Annotated in this window: 14 protein-coding genes; 5 read left to right on the top strand and 9 right to left on the bottom strand. The window is 59.7% G+C overall.

All coding sequences use genetic code 11. The annotated features are described in order from the left end of the window. Positions 1–63 precede the first annotated feature (63 nt). Positions 64–534, top strand: a complete 471-nt coding sequence (gene fkpB / locus AAE045_RS19600) for an FKBP-type peptidyl-prolyl cis-trans isomerase (protein ID WP_455549141.1) — start codon at positions 64–66, stop codon at positions 532–534. Continuing rightward, on the top strand, positions 515–1,462 hold the full coding sequence (gene ispH / locus AAE045_RS19595; RefSeq protein ID WP_455426864.1) for a 4-hydroxy-3-methylbut-2-enyl diphosphate reductase: 948 nt from the start codon (positions 515–517) through the stop codon (positions 1,460–1,462). The genes fkpB and ispH overlap by 20 nt, the downstream gene beginning before the upstream one ends. A 76-nt stretch (positions 1,463–1,538) precedes the next feature. Here ispH and AAE045_RS19590 read toward each other — a convergent pair whose 3' ends face one another. The 9 genes from AAE045_RS19590 to AAE045_RS19550 form a co-directional block, all read right to left on the bottom strand. After that, a complete protein-coding gene (locus tag AAE045_RS19590) occupies positions 1,539–2,321 on the bottom strand; it encodes an SDR family NAD(P)-dependent oxidoreductase (RefSeq protein ID WP_455549140.1) in 783 nt (260 codons plus the stop codon). Positions 2,322–2,360: 39 nt separating this feature from the next. After that, positions 2,361–3,266 carry a dihydrodipicolinate synthase family protein gene (locus AAE045_RS19585; RefSeq protein WP_455549139.1) on the bottom strand — a complete coding sequence of 302 codons (906 nt, stop codon included), beginning with the start codon at positions 3,264–3,266 and terminating at the stop codon, positions 2,361–2,363. Further along, positions 3,266–4,972 carry a dihydroxy-acid dehydratase gene (gene ilvD / locus AAE045_RS19580; protein ID WP_455549138.1) on the bottom strand — a complete coding sequence of 569 codons (1,707 nt, stop codon included), beginning with the start codon at positions 4,970–4,972 and terminating at the stop codon, positions 3,266–3,268. The genes AAE045_RS19585 and ilvD overlap by 1 nt, the downstream gene beginning before the upstream one ends. Before the next feature lie 17 nt (positions 4,973–4,989). Continuing rightward, positions 4,990–6,390 (bottom strand): MFS transporter, encoded by a 1,401-nt coding sequence (locus tag AAE045_RS19575; protein WP_455549137.1) that lies wholly within the window; start codon positions 6,388–6,390, stop codon positions 4,990–4,992. A 54-nt stretch (positions 6,391–6,444) separates the two neighbouring features. Further along, positions 6,445–7,869: a sugar porter family MFS transporter gene (locus AAE045_RS19570; protein WP_455549136.1), complete on the bottom strand. Its 1,425-nt coding sequence runs from the start codon at positions 7,867–7,869 to the stop codon at positions 6,445–6,447. 26 nt (positions 7,870–7,895) lie between these two features. Next, positions 7,896–8,765: an SMP-30/gluconolactonase/LRE family protein gene (locus tag AAE045_RS19565; RefSeq protein ID WP_455549135.1), complete on the bottom strand. Its 870-nt coding sequence runs from the start codon at positions 8,763–8,765 to the stop codon at positions 7,896–7,898. A 4-nt stretch (positions 8,766–8,769) separates the two neighbouring features. After that, the gene (locus tag AAE045_RS19560; protein WP_455549134.1) at positions 8,770–9,417 is read right to left on the bottom strand and encodes a 2-dehydro-3-deoxy-6-phosphogalactonate aldolase; all 648 of its coding nucleotides are present in this window, start codon (positions 9,415–9,417) and stop codon (positions 8,770–8,772) included. Beyond that, positions 9,414–10,316, bottom strand: coding sequence for a 2-dehydro-3-deoxygalactonokinase (locus tag AAE045_RS19555; RefSeq protein WP_455549133.1), 903 nt, complete (start codon positions 10,314–10,316; stop codon positions 9,414–9,416). Before AAE045_RS19555 ends, AAE045_RS19560 begins: the two co-directional genes overlap by 4 nt. Before the next feature lie 98 nt (positions 10,317–10,414). Then, positions 10,415–11,146 carry a FadR/GntR family transcriptional regulator gene (locus tag AAE045_RS19550; protein WP_455549132.1) on the bottom strand — a complete coding sequence of 244 codons (732 nt, stop codon included), beginning with the start codon at positions 11,144–11,146 and terminating at the stop codon, positions 10,415–10,417. 95 nt (positions 11,147–11,241) lie between these two features. On the opposite strand from AAE045_RS19550, the gene rihC reads away from it, so the two are divergent. The 3 genes from rihC (at position 11,242) to AAE045_RS19535 (ending at position 13,598) form a co-directional block, all read left to right on the top strand. Beyond that, positions 11,242–12,159 (top strand): ribonucleoside hydrolase RihC, encoded by a 918-nt coding sequence (gene rihC / locus AAE045_RS19545; protein ID WP_455549131.1) that lies wholly within the window; start codon positions 11,242–11,244, stop codon positions 12,157–12,159. Positions 12,160–12,259: 100 nt separating this feature from the next. Then, entirely contained in the window at positions 12,260–12,823 is a 564-nt protein-coding gene (locus AAE045_RS19540) for a glucose-6-phosphate isomerase family protein (RefSeq protein ID WP_455549130.1), read from the top strand. Continuing rightward, positions 12,816–13,598, top strand: coding sequence for a glucose-6-phosphate isomerase family protein (locus tag AAE045_RS19535; protein ID WP_455549129.1), 783 nt, complete (start codon positions 12,816–12,818; stop codon positions 13,596–13,598). The genes AAE045_RS19540 and AAE045_RS19535 overlap by 8 nt, the downstream gene beginning before the upstream one ends. The last annotated feature ends 115 nt before the right edge of the window (positions 13,599–13,713 follow it).

Raw genomic sequence — 13,713 nt, 5'->3', positions numbered from 1 at the left:
TGCCGTTCGATTTGTAGGGCGGGCAGGCGTTAGCGCCCCCGCCACAATAATAGGCTCTACTGCATGTCTGAATCTGTACAAGCTAACAGCCGCGTTTTGGTGCATTTCACGCTGAAACTCGAAGATGGTTCCACCGCCGAGTCCACCCGTAACAACGGCAAACCGGCGCTCTTCACCCTTGGCGATGAAACCCTGTCGCCGGGTATGGAAGACCAGCTTGTCGGCCTGAAGGCTGGCGACAAAAAGGCGTTTTCGCTGGCCCCGGAATCCGCGTTTGGTATTCCAAGCCCGGACATGATCCAGTATTTCTCCCGTCGTGAATTCGTCGACGCGGGGGAGCCGGAGCCGGGTGCGATTATGCTCTTTACCGCAATGGATGGCAGCGAGATGCCGGGCGTGGTGCGCGAAGTCAACGGGGATTCCATCACCGTGGACTTTAACCATCCTCTCGCCGGGCAAACCATTCATTTTGATATCGAAGTGCTGGAAGTTAACCCGGTACTGGAGGCGTTGAATGCAGATCCTGTTGGCTAACCCACGCGGCTTCTGTGCCGGGGTCGACCGCGCTATCAGCATTGTGGAAAACGCGCTGGCTATCTACGGCGCGCCAATTTACGTTCGTCATGAAGTGGTGCATAACCGCTACGTGGTGGACAGCCTGCGCGAGCGCGGGGCGATTTTCATCGAGCAAATCAGCGAAGTGCCGGACGGCGCGATCCTGATCTTCTCGGCGCACGGCGTTTCCCAGGCGGTGCGCAACGAAGCCAAAGGCCGTGATTTAACGGTATTCGATGCGACCTGCCCGCTGGTCACCAAAGTGCACATGGAAGTGGCGCGCGCCAGCCGCCGTGGTGAAGAGTCCATTCTGATTGGCCACGCCGGCCACCCGGAAGTGGAGGGCACCATGGGCCAGTACAGCAACCCGAAAGGGGGCATGTACCTGGTGGAGTCGCCGGAGGACGTCAGCAGGCTGAACGTCAAAAACGAAGGCAAGCTGTCGTTTATGACCCAGACCACGCTGTCGGTCGATGACACTTCGGAAGTGATTGACGCGCTGCGTAACCGTTTCCCGCAGATCATCGGGCCGCGCAAAGACGATATCTGCTACGCCACCACTAACCGTCAGGAAGCCGTGCGCGCGCTGGCGGACGAGGCGGACGTGGTGCTGGTGGTCGGCTCGAAGAACTCTTCTAACTCCAACCGCCTGGCGGAGCTTGCCCAGCGCATGGGGAAAGCGGCGTATCTGATTGACGACGCGACGGACATTCAGGAAGAGTGGGTGACCGGCGCGAAATGCGTTGGCGTTACCGCCGGTGCGTCCGCCCCGGATGTGCTGGTGCAGAACGTGTTAGCCCGCCTGCGTGAACTGGGCGGCAGCGAAACCCGCGAGCTGACAGGACGCGAAGAAAACATCGTGTTTGAAGTGCCGCGCGAGCTGCGTATCGATGCCAAAGAAGTGTAGGCGTAAGGGGGATAAGCGATAGCGTCATCCACCTTTTTTGCCAGTTTTAAATGGGGAGCTTCGGCTCCCCATTTTGCTAAGCGTCGTCCTCGTCCTGCATTATCGCGCTGCGCCCGCCGTCCATCACAATCGTCGTTCCCGCTATGAACCCGGCCCTGTCGCTGGTTAAAAACAAACAAAGATCGCCGACTTCTTCCGGGCGGCCAATCCGGCCTACGGGGTGTTTTTTAATGGTTTTCTCGCGTGCGGCTTTGCCGTCGGCGTGGGAGTCAAACCACGTCTGGTTGCCGTCGGTGTCAATGAAGCCGGGGGCGATCCCCACGGTGCGGATCTCGGGACCCCATTCAATAGTCAGGCTTTGCACCAGCGAGAGCAGCGCGCGTTTGCTGATATTGTAAGGCGCGCAGCCCGGCATGGTGGAAAACGCATGGTTGGACGTGATGATAACGATCACGCCTTTGCTTTTTTGCAGCGCCGGGCGGGCGCATTTAGCCAGATACCAGTGGGAGCGCAGGTTCAAATCAAAGTTGTGCGCCCAGTCGCTCTCCTCGCAGTCGATCCCCTTAAAGACGTTCTTCCCGGCGTTGGAGACAACAACGTCTATGCGGCCAAACAGGATCTCGACCTCATTGACGAACTGCTTAATGGCTTCTGTACTGGTGACGTCCACCGAATAGTAAAAGTAGCGCTCCGGGTTTTCGGCCAGCATTTTCTGGGCCAGCGGCGCTTTATTGAGGGGTGAAAAGGCGCAGCCGATCACGATATCGCCGTTGTTAAGATAGGTTTGTGCGATAGCGTGGCCGATTCCCTGGCTGGTGCCGGTGACGATAACCACTCGGGCTGTGTTTTGATTTGTCATGGAAACCTCGGTGGCTGCGGGCAGGCCGCAGCCTTAAAATTATAGTTGGAAGTCGGCGATAAATTTATCGATAAACAGGCTGTCTTCGGCGGTAAGCGCCCAGCCCGGCCTGCGGCAGTAGTCGCTGGCAATGATCCCGCGCCGCATCAGAATCGTTTTCTCTGCCTGGATGATGTATTCGCAGTGGCTCATCCAGCGCTGGATGTACGGCAGCAGCGCGGTGTGAAGCACTTCGGCCTGCTGCTGCTCCCCCTGAAGCCAGTGGCGATAAATCCGCACGTAGACCTCGGTAAACGAGCAGCCCGGCATCACGCCCTTGCCGCCCGCTTCGAGCATTTGCAGCATATACAGCCCGGCATAGCCGTTAAGCACGCTGGCCTGCGGTGCCTTAGCCAGAAACTCGCGGGTGTAGTCTACCGGCGGGTTACATTCGATTTTGAAAACGGCATGGGGATAGCGGGCGGCGACCGCTGCCAGCTGCTCCGGAGTAATAGCCAGGCCGGTTTCTCCCGGTGCATACTGCACCATTACCGGAATATCCACCGCTTCGAGCACCGCAAAAATATGCTCCTGAATTGCCTGCGGGCCAGGTTGCAGGAAGAAAGGCGGTAGCAGCATCAGAGCATCCGCCCCAAGGCTGGCATACCGGCGAGCGCGCTTTACCGCCAGCTCCGTACTGTGATCGGTGACGGACATCGCACGGTAAAGCGGGCTGCCCGCAAGCGTAGTGACAAAAATCTGCGCCAGCCGATCGCGCTCGTGGTCGTCCAGCTTGGGGAATTCGCTGGCGATGCCAAACAGGGTGGTGCCCTGCGCGCCGCTGTCCGCCAGATGTTCCAGCAGGCGAATCAGGCTCGCCTCATCGATTTCACCGCTGGCGGTAAACGGCATGGCGGTTATCGGGTTAACGCCGATGATATCCTGCGCCGCATAGTGCTTTTGCATCAGTCTTCCTCCCTGTCCGCCAGTACTGCACCTTGCGCAGCAGGTAGCGCCCAGCGGCGATATAACCGCAGGAAGCCGCGCGGAACCTCTTTGTTTACCGGCTTCCAGTTTTCGCGCCGGGCCGCCAGCTCGGCTTCGCTGACGTGCAGGGTCAGCAAACGCGTTGGGATATCTATGGATATTTCATCGCCGTCTTCCACGAGGCCCAGCTCGCCGCCGTCCACCGCTTCCGGCGAGATATGCCCGACGAACAGGCCGCGGTTAGAGCCGGAGAAACGCCCGTCGGTGATCAGCGCGCAGGTATCGGACAGGCCCATCCCCTCGAGTGATTTCATCGGCTTATACATCTCCGGCATTCCCGGCCCGCCTTTTGGCCCCTCGTAGCGCAGCACCAGCACGCTGCCCGGCTGGATCTGACCGGACATTATCGCGTCCACGGACTCCTGCTCGCTGTTAAAGACAACGGCCGGGCCACGGAACACCATTAGATTCTCCGGCACGGCGGCAGGTTTCACCACGCAGCCGAGCGGAGATAAATTGCCGTGAAGTACGGCTACGCCCGCTTCGTTACGTACCGGGATAGCAAGCGTATGGATGACTTCCGGGCGGCAGCTTCGCTGCGTTTGGGCGAGCAGCTCGCGCTTGGTTTTGCCCGCGACCGTCAGCGCATCCAGATTCATCAGCCTGCTGATTTCATACTCCACGGCCCGCACGCCGCCCGCCTCCCAGAAGTCGATCATATCGTGCTCGGAGGCCGGATAAAGTGAGGCAACCAGCGGCACATGATGGCTGAGCTCATCAAACGCGGAGAGCGGCAAATGGCCCAGCTCGGCCTCATAGTAAATGGCCTGCAAATGTAGGATCGCGTTCGTGGAGCCGCCGGTCGCCAGCAGATAAACCATCGCGTTGCGGATAGATTCCGGCGTGATAATCTGGCGAGCGTTAACCCCGTCCAGCACCAGCCTGACGGCCTGACGGCCCGTTTCCACGGCGCATTCGCGACGCTCCTGCGAGACGGCGGGCAGGGTGCTGCTGCCCGGCAGGCTCATGCCCAGCACTTCACCGATGCAGCACATGGTGTTCGCGGTGCCGTACATGGTGCAGGAGCCCGGCCCCGGCTCGGCAATGTTCTCGATGTGCGCGAACTCTTCTTCGGTGATTTCGCCGCGTTTTTTCCAGCCGATGGCCTCGGTGACGATATTGCCGTCCCAGTGTTTACCTTTGTATTCAGCGGGATACATTGGCCCACCGTTGACCATAATCGCCGGGATATCCAGCCGCGCGGCGGCCATCAGCATCGCCGGAACGATTTTGTCGCAGGAGCCAAGCAGCACCATGCCGTCGAAACGGTGGGCGCGCATCATCACTTCAATGGAGGCGGTAATCACCTCGCGAGCGGCGAGAATATAGCGCATACCTAAGTGGCCTTCGGCGATGCCATCGCACGGGGCAATGGTGCCAAAGACCATGCCGACGCCGCCCGCCTCTTCAATACCCTCCAGCACTTTGGCCGTCAGCTCGTTAAGATTGGCGTGTCCCGCCGTCGCGTTGGTGTAGCTGTTCACCACGGCAATCACCGGGCGGCGAAGCTGCTCGTCGCTGTGGCCCATTGATTTGTACAGCGCACGTTTCAGCGCGCCGTCGTCACCTTCAAGGATTGGGTTGAAATGCGTGCCACAGCTGGCACATCCTCCACATCCACTCATAATTTCAGTCTCTTTTCTTAGCGGCGAAGAGCCGCATTGTCAGGGTGTGCAGCGTCAGGCTGCGCGGTGTTCTGTTCAGGGACAGCGATAACTTTTTTCGGGTTAGCGAGACGGGCCGGCAGGGCCAGAATCAGCGGGGCGCAGAGCAGCAGGAAGCCTGCCAGAATGTACAGGCCGAGGTCGGTGCGCCCGGTGGTATCTTTCAGCCAGCCCAGCACAGTTGGGCCAAAGAAGCCCGCCAGGTTACCCACGGAATTGACGAAGGCGATCCCGGCGGCGGCGGCCGTGCCGGAAAGCAGGGCGCCGGGCAGGCTGATATAAGTAGGGATCAGCGCCAGGGTGCCGGACATTGCCACGCAGATCCACGCCATCATCCAGAAGGTGGAGCCGCTGCAATAAGCGCTTAATGCAAGGCCAACGCAGCCAATCAGGGCCGGAATGGCGATATGCCAGCGGCGCTCCTGCTTCAGGTCGGAGTGGCGACTGTTCCACACCATAAAGGCCGCGCCAAAGATGTAGGGCAGGGCGGCGAGCAGGCCGATGTAGAAATCGTCGTTCACGCCGGAGCTTTTGATAATCGACGGCAGCCAGAAGTTGATGCCGTAGTAGCCGATGTTAAAGCTGAAGAACACCAGCGCCAGCAGCCAGACGTAGCCGTTAGCGAGCATGCCCTTCAGGCTGCTGTCCACCTTGCCCCGGTTGGCCCGTTCGCGGTTGACGGCATCTTTGCGCAGGTCGTCAAAGACAATCTGCTTTTCTGCGTCGCTCAGCCATCTGGCGGATTTCACGTCGTTATCCAGGTAGCGCAGCACCACGAAGGCCAGCAGGAACGACGGAACGGCTTCCACCAGGAACAGCCACTGCCAGTTATGCAGGCCGCCGACGTCCTCAAACAGCTTGAGGATCAGGCCCGAAAGCGGGCTGCCGATGATGGTGGAAAGCGGGGTGACGAGGATAAACAGCCCGAGCGTGCGGGCCGAACGCCATGACGGGAACCACAGCGTGAGATAAAACACGATGCCGGGGAAGAAGCCCGCTTCCGCCACGCCCAGCAGGAAGCGCACGACGTAGAACTGCGTTGGCGTGGTGACAAACATCATGCCTGCGGAGAGCACCGCCCAGGTTGCCATAATTCTGGCTATCCAGAAGCGGGGGCCGAAGCGCTGCATCAGCAGGTTGCTCGGCATCTCAAACAGAAAGTAGCCGATAAAGAAAATCCCGGCCCCCAGCCCGTAGACCGTGTCGCTGAAGCTCAGCGCATCCTGCATGTGCAGCTTGGCGAAGCCGACGTTAACGCGATCCAGGTAGGCGAAGAAGTAGCAGAGGATTAAAAAGGGAATCAGGCGTCGCGTGATCTTACTGTAAACCCGCGACTCAGCGGCTTTGGCCGATGATTTGCTGTCCAGCGTCTCGTTCATAGTCTTTCTCCAGAGGTGTAAATTGCCCGAGCCTCGGCGGCCCGGGCTTATTAGTTATTTCGCCGTGGCGGCGATCGGGCTATTGGTGCTTAGCTGCCGCCCGATGTGGCGCAGGGGCTCGCCGCGCATCAGGTTGCGTTCAATGTGCTCCAGTGAAATGTTCTTGGTTTCGGGGACGAAGAGGATGGTCAGCACGATGCAGACCACGTTCAGCACGCCGTACAGCCAGAAAGTATTCGGGCTGCCGATGGTGTCGATGAGCGTCAGGAAGGTCGCGCCGATGATCATGTTGGCGATCCAGTTCGCCATGGTGGAGCAGGTGACGCCAAAGTCGCGCCCGGCCAGCGGCTGGATCTCCGAGCAGAGCACCCAGATCAGCGGGCCTGCGCTCATTGCGAAGCCGACGATAAAGATCAGCAGCACGATAACGGCGGAGTACTGCTCCGTCGGGTTGGTGATGCCGCTGTAGAACATGTAGCCAAGGATCCCCATGCAAACCGCCATGACGGAGAAACCAAGCTTAAGGATCGGCTTGCGCCCCCATTTATCCACCAGGCCAATGGCGATAAAGGTCGCCAGCACGTTGGTCAGCCCGGCAATCACCGTTCCCCACATCTGCTCTTTAGTGGTAGAGAAGCCCGCGATTTCGAAGATCTTCGGCGCGTAGTACATGATCACCGTCATGCCGGTGAACTGCTGCATGAACTGCAGCAGCACGCCCAGGTAAGTTGAGCGGCGGAAGTGGGTATTTTTGCGGAACAGCTGCCAGCCGCGCTGCTTCATCATCACGCTTTCGCGGATCTGATCCAGCTCCTGCTGGGCCTCTCTATCTGAATTACGCAGAAGCCTGAGCACTTTACCGGCAAGCTCATGGCGATCTTTCATTGCCAGCCAGCGCGGGCTTTCCGGCAGCGTCAGCACGCCGACGAACAGAATGATGGCCGGGAAGGTGATCACCCCGAGCATCCAGCGCCAGTGGCCGCCGGAGCTCAGCGCCGTGTCGGAGAGGAACGCCGCCAGAATACCGATGGTGATCATCAGCTGGTACAGGGAGATCATGCTGCCGCGAATGCGCTCCGGGGCGATTTCAGACAGATAAAGCGGCGCGGTAAACGAGGCCACGCCCACCGCCAGGCCGAGGATAAAGCGGGAAACCGAAAGAATTTCCATATTATGGGCAAGGGCGCAGCCGACGGAGCCGATGACAAACAGCGCCGCCCCCAGCAGCAGGCTCTTCCTGCGGCCAAGCGAGGAGGACATTGGGCCGCTGCATAATGCGCCAAGAGCGGCCCCGAACATCATGATGCTGACCACGATCTCCTGATGGTGGCTGCTGAGATTGAATTCATGGGCGAGAAAAGGCAGCGCGCCCGCGATGACGCCCATATCCAGACCGAACAGCAGTCCGGCCAGGGCCGCGAGGAAGCAGACGAGGTACGTCTGCCGGTTCGTTTTTGTAGGGTGGGTAGCCGTGTTCATAATAACACCTTGATAGTTTTATAATTTTAGTAAACGAATTGACCGGCAGGCTGGCCGGTAAGCCTGGTCGCCGTGCAAAGCAGAGCGCCGTCCGTTGCGCCGGGCTGTACAAGCCCGTCGCGTGCGGAAGTGATAAAAAGGGTGGAGAGATCCGGCCCGCCGAAGGTGCAGCTGCTGGGCTGGCGAACCGGTAAGGGCAAAGCGTCCAGCTCGCGCATATGCGGGCCTGAAAGCCGGCAGCGCACCAGCCGGGACTGGCCCCAGCGGGCGTTGATTAGCTGGCCTGAAGTCGTCAGCGCGGAGCCGTCCGGGATGCCGTCAACAGGGTGAGCCGTAAGGCAGGAAAGCGCAGTATCGGCCGCAGGCGCGCAGTAAAAACTGTGCCGTAGGGAGTCCGCAAACCAGACGTGGCCGTCGTGCCACTGAAGCGTATTTGGAACGAGCTGGCCAGCCAGCAGGCGACGCGGGGCTATATCACCCCAGGCAAAGCGATACCAGCTCCCGATGGCCTGGCTAGCGGCAGGATCCATCGTGCTGAACCAGAGCGCGCCGTCGGGGGCGATGGCCGCCTCGTTTGGCCGGGTGTCTGCCGCATCCGTCGGATAATCACACAGCGGCTCAAAGCGCTGGTGGGCGTAGTCATACAGCGCGATACCGCTCTGGCTGACGGAAAGAAAAACCTCTTCTTTATTAGTCAGCAGCACCGCGCTGGTAAAAGGCGGCATGGCGTGGATTTCAGTGCGGCCATTTTGTTCGGGCCAGAAGCGCAGCAGGCGCTGCTGCAAAATATCGACCCACAGCAATGACTGGCTGCGTGCGCACCAGACGGGCGTTTCACCTAGCTGCGCGCGGTAGTCGTTTACTGGCTGAATATCAGCACTGTTCCAGTCAGCCATCATATTACTCCGCGCACTCGCGCCAGGCCTGCTGGTATGCCAGCGCCCGGCCCCGCAGCGTGTCGATGCTCATGCCCGCCTGGTACAGCCCGCCGCCAAGGCCAAAGCCGTTGGCACCGGCCTGAATGTAGCTGCGCATCTGGGCCGCATCGGGCTGGATGCCGCCTACCGGCAGGAGAGCGACTTCTGCCGGGATCACCGCGCGGAAGGCTTTAGTGATTGCCGGGGTGATCTGCTCCGCCGGGAAGAGCTTCAGCCCGCTGGCCCCGGCGCTGATTGCGCTGAAGGCCTCGCTCGGCGTCATCACGCCCGGCAGGCTGACCATTGCGCGCCTCACTGAATGGGCGATCACGTCGGGATCACAATTCGGGGAGATGATCAGCTGCCCGCCGCATTCGGCAACCCGATCCACCTGCTCAACGCTCAGCACGGTTCCCGCTCCCACGTAGCCACGATCGCCTGCGGCTTCGCGCATCAGGCTGATTGATTCGTAGGGGGACGGGCTATTGAGCGGCACTTCAAGATAGCGGAAGCCGCACTCGAGCAGCGTTTCCGCCGCCTCTGCGGCCATGTCTGGCGTGATGCCGCGCAAAATAGCCACCAGCGGCAGAGGCTCCTGCTGCCAGCGCTGAAGAAACGATGTCGGGTTCATGATGCGTTTTCCTGAAGAAGGGAATAGAGGTGGCAGAGGCCGCGAATAAAGCAGTCATCCCCGTTAACGGGGACAAAATCTAACCCGATTTGGTCTGCCGCCAGCTGATAGCGGGCGGTGAGCGAAGGGCTGCCAACCAGCCAGGCACGCTGCGCGCCGGGTAAAGCCAGCAGCTCGTAGCCGATAACCAGGCCGGAAAGGTAGCTGTGGACGTGCGCGTCCGCTATCTCGCCGGCAAGGCGGCGGGTGCGGGCAGAGAAAATTAAATGGCTGAAGGGCGCGCCGTGCAGGGCTGTCGAGACGCCGAGCAAAAAGGCATTTTCATCTTCCTGCTGCTGCGGCAGGGCGCGTCCGAGGATTGAATGCTTGCTGAGCAGGGCGAACAGCTCGCCGCTCATAAAGGTGGAGAAGGCGGTTATCTCACCGTTGATCATCTGCGCGTGCTTGCTGTGCGTACCCGGCAACAGCGCAAAGTGCTGCTCCGCCGGGTGCAAAACGCTCAGGCCTAAAAGCTGCACTTCTTCGCCGCGCATCACGTCTGGCTGGCCAAACTGGCTGGTGCCGCTGACACCGGGCACTATCCACGCCGGGCTGCCCCATGAGGTGGCGATTCTTCGCGTTCCCTCAATAAGGCTGCGCGCCGTGGCGGGAAGCGGGGCGTAGGCAATTTCAAACCAGCCTTGCTGCGAGCCAACCATCCCCGCCAGCACGATCGGCACGGCAGGATGCTCCTCAAGCCACGGTTGAATAAGATTTTGCAGCGTGGCGGCAAACTCCCCCAGCCTTACGGACAGCAGCCCGCAGGCCTGATTTATGTGGGCAACCTGAACCTCGTCCTGCATTAAAAATGCGCGAAAGTTGGTGGTGCCCCAGTCGATAGCGATCCAGTATCTGCTCATATCAAGTAATACAAACCTAGCAATCTTGTAATACAAGAATGCTAGAGCAAAAAACACCCAGGATCTGTGAGGACGATCGAAATTACGTCAGAAGGGGATCAGATGATGTGGTCGAACATTTCCGGGCGATCGTGCCAGATGCGCTTCTTCGCGGCGTTAAGCACGATGCTGCGCATCTGCTGGCGGGCCTGATCTGCCTGCCTGAGGCGGATGGCGTCGAACAGACGGACGTGTTCATCGATGGCGGTTTTCGTCTGGCGCACGTCTTTTTCTATCGTTTGCCGGAAGGAGAGCTCCATTGCGGCAGACAGGGCGTTGCCGAGGGCGAGCAGGAAAGGATTATGCGTGGCGCGCAGTAAAGCCTGGTGGAAAGCCAAATCGCCTTTTTCAAACAGCTCGCGCTCCGCTTCAAGCTGGCCCTGGCGCATCAGATGCAGCGCATCTTCCATTGCGGCAAGGTCGTGGCCGTTGGCGTTGAGCGCCGCAAGCGTGGCGACGTTAGGCTCGAAGATCAGACGGGTGACCATCAGCTGTTCGACTACCTGCAGATCGACTTCGCCCTCGGAGAGCCAGCCCAGCACGTCTATATCCAGCAGGCTCCACTGTTCCCGGCCGTTAACCGTGCTGCGCTTTTTCGCCTGAATGGAGATCAGGCCCTTTGCCGCCAGCACCTGCAGGGCGTTGCGCACCGACGTCCGGGAAACGTCATATTCCTGAGCCAGCTCGTTTTCGCCCGGCAGCGAAAGCCCCGGCGCGAGATCGCCATGCATGATGCGGCGCGCAAGGTGCTGCGTAACGGATTCAGAAATACTTGCCTGCGTGACTTTCATCGTAATTTCCCGGCCAGGACTAAATACAGAAACGAGCTACATAGTAAGCTAAGAGCGGCGTATGTGCCTAATAAGCTTAAAAGAGAGAGCGACTTATGGAAAGAATGCCCATCATCCTGGATACCGACCCCGGTATTGACGACGCCGTTGCCATTGCCGCGGCGCTGTTTGCCCCGCAGCTCGATTTAAAGCTGATGACTACCGTTGCGGGTAACGTTTCGGTAGAGAAAACCACGCGTAACGCATTGGCGCTAATGGAGTTCTGGCAGAGCGACACCCCGGTGGCAAAAGGGGCGGCAACGCCGCTGGTGCGTAAACTACGGGATGCCGCTTACGTTCACGGTGAATCGGGTATGGAAGGATACGCCTTCGTGGAGCACGCGCGCAGGCCGCTGGCTGAGCCTGCTTTTGAAGCTATTTATCAGCGCCTGCAGGCCAGCGATGAGCCCGTCACGCTGGTCACTATCGGGCCGCTGACCAATATCGCTCTGCTGCTGACGCAGTACCCGGACTGCAAAGACAAGATCTCACGCCTGGTGATGATGGGCGGATCCGCCGGGCGCGGTAACTTCACGCCGAACGCGGAATTTAATATCGCCATCGATCCCGAAGCCGCCGCGCGGGTATTTGAAAGCGGGCTGGATATCGTGATGTGCGGGCTGGACGTAACCAATACGGCGCTGCTTAGCCCTGAATATTTGCAGCAGCTTCCCGGCCTGAATAAAACCGGCAGGATGCTCCACGCGCTGTTTAGCCACTACCGTAGCGGCAGCATGGCGACCGGCCTGCGCATGCACGATCTCTGCGCGATTGCGTTCCTGGTAAAACCAGAATTGTTCCGCGTGCAGAACTGCTTTGTGGCGGTTGAAACGCACGGCGAGTACACGGCGGGCACCACGGTTGTGGATCTTGAGGGGCGGTATGCACGTGAGCCCAACGCCCGGGTTGCGTTAGGGCTGGACGTTGCGGGATTCCAGGCTTGGGTGGCAGAGGTGCTGGCGCTGGCACCTTAAATAATGCGAGGTGGCTCGACTTTCTCCGGCTTAAGGGCTTCGGTTAATCGATTAACCGGCTATACTGGCTACGCAGTTCTCCTTGGGCCGGAGAAAATAAATGAGTACATCTATCAGCATGCCGCCGGACGTGGCGTTTCTTACTGGCCAGTTTTCGGGCGGTAACGTTATTAAAAAAGTTACCCGCTGCGGCGATCTAAGCGGCGTCTTCCACGATCTTACCGCCTGGCAGGCGATTCCCGCCGATACGCCGGTTTATGAAGTTGAAATGCTGGACTCGCCGCAGGGCGAAGGTGAGCTGTACGTCGGTATGACGCACCTGCATCCTGGCCTGGTAGGCGATGAGTTCTATATGACTCGCGGACATTTCCATCAGCGGCGCGAACAGGGTGAGGTCTATTTCGGCATTCGCGGCAGCGGCCTGCTTCTGCTGCAAAACGAGCAGGGCGAGGCGAGGCTGGAGCAGGTCTCTCCCGGATCCGTACACATCATTCCCGGAAATACCGCACACCGTCTCATCAATACCGGTACTGAAATTCTCTCCGCACTTGCCGTCTGGCCGACGGTCGCCGGGCACGATTATCGTTCGCTGGCCGGTGGCTTCGCGCTGCGCGTGACCGGGCATGAAGGAAAAATCCAGGCGAAGGATGTGCAAAATGGCTGAGTCAGCGCGCAGTTTTGGTCTGGATATGGCGATCCACCACTCGCCGATGGGCTTCAGCTACGGCGAAGAGGTGATCGGCCCGGTGCCGGAGATCCGCACGCTGGATCAGATCCGCGCTTCTTTACGGGATCCGACATGTGACGGCCCCGAGGATGTGTACGCGATTGTGATGGACGTGGCCCGCCTGAAGGATCGCGAGGAATTAAAGAAGCGGATGCTGCTGTTCGGCGTCGTGACCTACGCCAGCGGGCGGCTGGGGGACGAGCCGATTCGCAGCCAGGGGCATATCCACCGCATCAGCGGGCACAGCGGCTGGTCGCCGCCGGAGCTGTATGAGATCTGGCAGGGCAAAGCGATTATCTACATGCAGGAGTTCGTGGCGGACGATCCGGGCCGCTGCTTCGCCGTCTGCGCAGGTCCGGGGGAGAAGGTGCTGGTTCCGCCGGGCTGGGCGCACGCCACCATCTCAGCGTCGCCGGATGAACCGCTGACGTTTGGCGCCTGGTGCGACAGGGAGTACGGCTTTGAATACGAAGCGGTGAGGGCCTATAAAGGGCTGGCCTGGTACCCGTTGCTACAGGATGAGCACATCGCCTGGCAGCATAACCGGAACTATATGCCGGGGCGGCTACAGGTGACGTCACCGAGGATTTACAGCGAGTTCGGCATCACCGACGAGCCGCTTTATCAGCAGTTTATTGAGGACCCGGCCCGCTTCCAGTTTATCTCGAAGCCGGGAATGGCCGCGCAGAAGTGGATGAATTTTCATCCTTGATTGTGTCGGATGACGCTGTGCTATCCCGATCTAAAAGGGTAGGGTGGATAAGCGCCAGGGTACAAACCGGGCACATGGGTAACACTTTAGACCGGCCACATGGGTAACAGTTATA

Source organism: Dryocola clanedunensis, from assembly GCF_038405435.1.
Lineage (GTDB): Bacteria > Pseudomonadota > Gammaproteobacteria > Enterobacterales > Enterobacteriaceae > Dryocola > Dryocola clanedunensis_A.
The sequence above is the reverse complement of the archived record's forward strand: the minus strand, read 5'-3'. Positions and strand labels throughout refer to the sequence as shown.

What these genes read in the sequence shown, in the direction of transcription:
- AAE045_RS19565 (WP_455549135.1), bottom strand. Translation starts at nt 8,765, where the DNA reads ATGGCTGACTGGAACAGTGCTGATATTCAGCCAGTAAACGACTACCGC.
- AAE045_RS19560 (WP_455549134.1), bottom strand. Translation starts at nt 9,417, where the DNA reads ATGAACCCGACATCGTTTCTTCAGCGCTGGCAGCAGGAGCCTCTGCCG.
- AAE045_RS19535 (WP_455549129.1), top strand. Translation starts at nt 12,816, where the DNA reads ATGGCTGAGTCAGCGCGCAGTTTTGGTCTGGATATGGCGATCCACCAC.
- ilvD (WP_455549138.1), bottom strand. Translation starts at nt 4,972, where the DNA reads ATGAGTGGATGTGGAGGATGTGCCAGCTGTGGCACGCATTTCAACCCA.
- AAE045_RS19585 (WP_455549139.1), bottom strand. Translation starts at nt 3,266, where the DNA reads ATGCAAAAGCACTATGCGGCGCAGGATATCATCGGCGTTAACCCGATA.
- fkpB (WP_455549141.1), top strand. Translation starts at nt 64, where the DNA reads ATGTCTGAATCTGTACAAGCTAACAGCCGCGTTTTGGTGCATTTCACG.
- ispH (WP_455426864.1), top strand. Translation starts at nt 515, where the DNA reads ATGCAGATCCTGTTGGCTAACCCACGCGGCTTCTGTGCCGGGGTCGAC.
- AAE045_RS19570 (WP_455549136.1), bottom strand. Translation starts at nt 7,869, where the DNA reads ATGAACACGGCTACCCACCCTACAAAAACGAACCGGCAGACGTACCTC.
- rihC (WP_455549131.1), top strand. Translation starts at nt 11,242, where the DNA reads ATGGAAAGAATGCCCATCATCCTGGATACCGACCCCGGTATTGACGAC.
- AAE045_RS19555 (WP_455549133.1), bottom strand. Translation starts at nt 10,316, where the DNA reads ATGAGCAGATACTGGATCGCTATCGACTGGGGCACCACCAACTTTCGC.
- AAE045_RS19575 (WP_455549137.1), bottom strand. Translation starts at nt 6,390, where the DNA reads ATGAACGAGACGCTGGACAGCAAATCATCGGCCAAAGCCGCTGAGTCG.
- AAE045_RS19540 (WP_455549130.1), top strand. Translation starts at nt 12,260, where the DNA reads ATGAGTACATCTATCAGCATGCCGCCGGACGTGGCGTTTCTTACTGGC.
- AAE045_RS19590 (WP_455549140.1), bottom strand. Translation starts at nt 2,321, where the DNA reads ATGACAAATCAAAACACAGCCCGAGTGGTTATCGTCACCGGCACCAGC.
- AAE045_RS19550 (WP_455549132.1), bottom strand. Translation starts at nt 11,146, where the DNA reads ATGAAAGTCACGCAGGCAAGTATTTCTGAATCCGTTACGCAGCACCTT.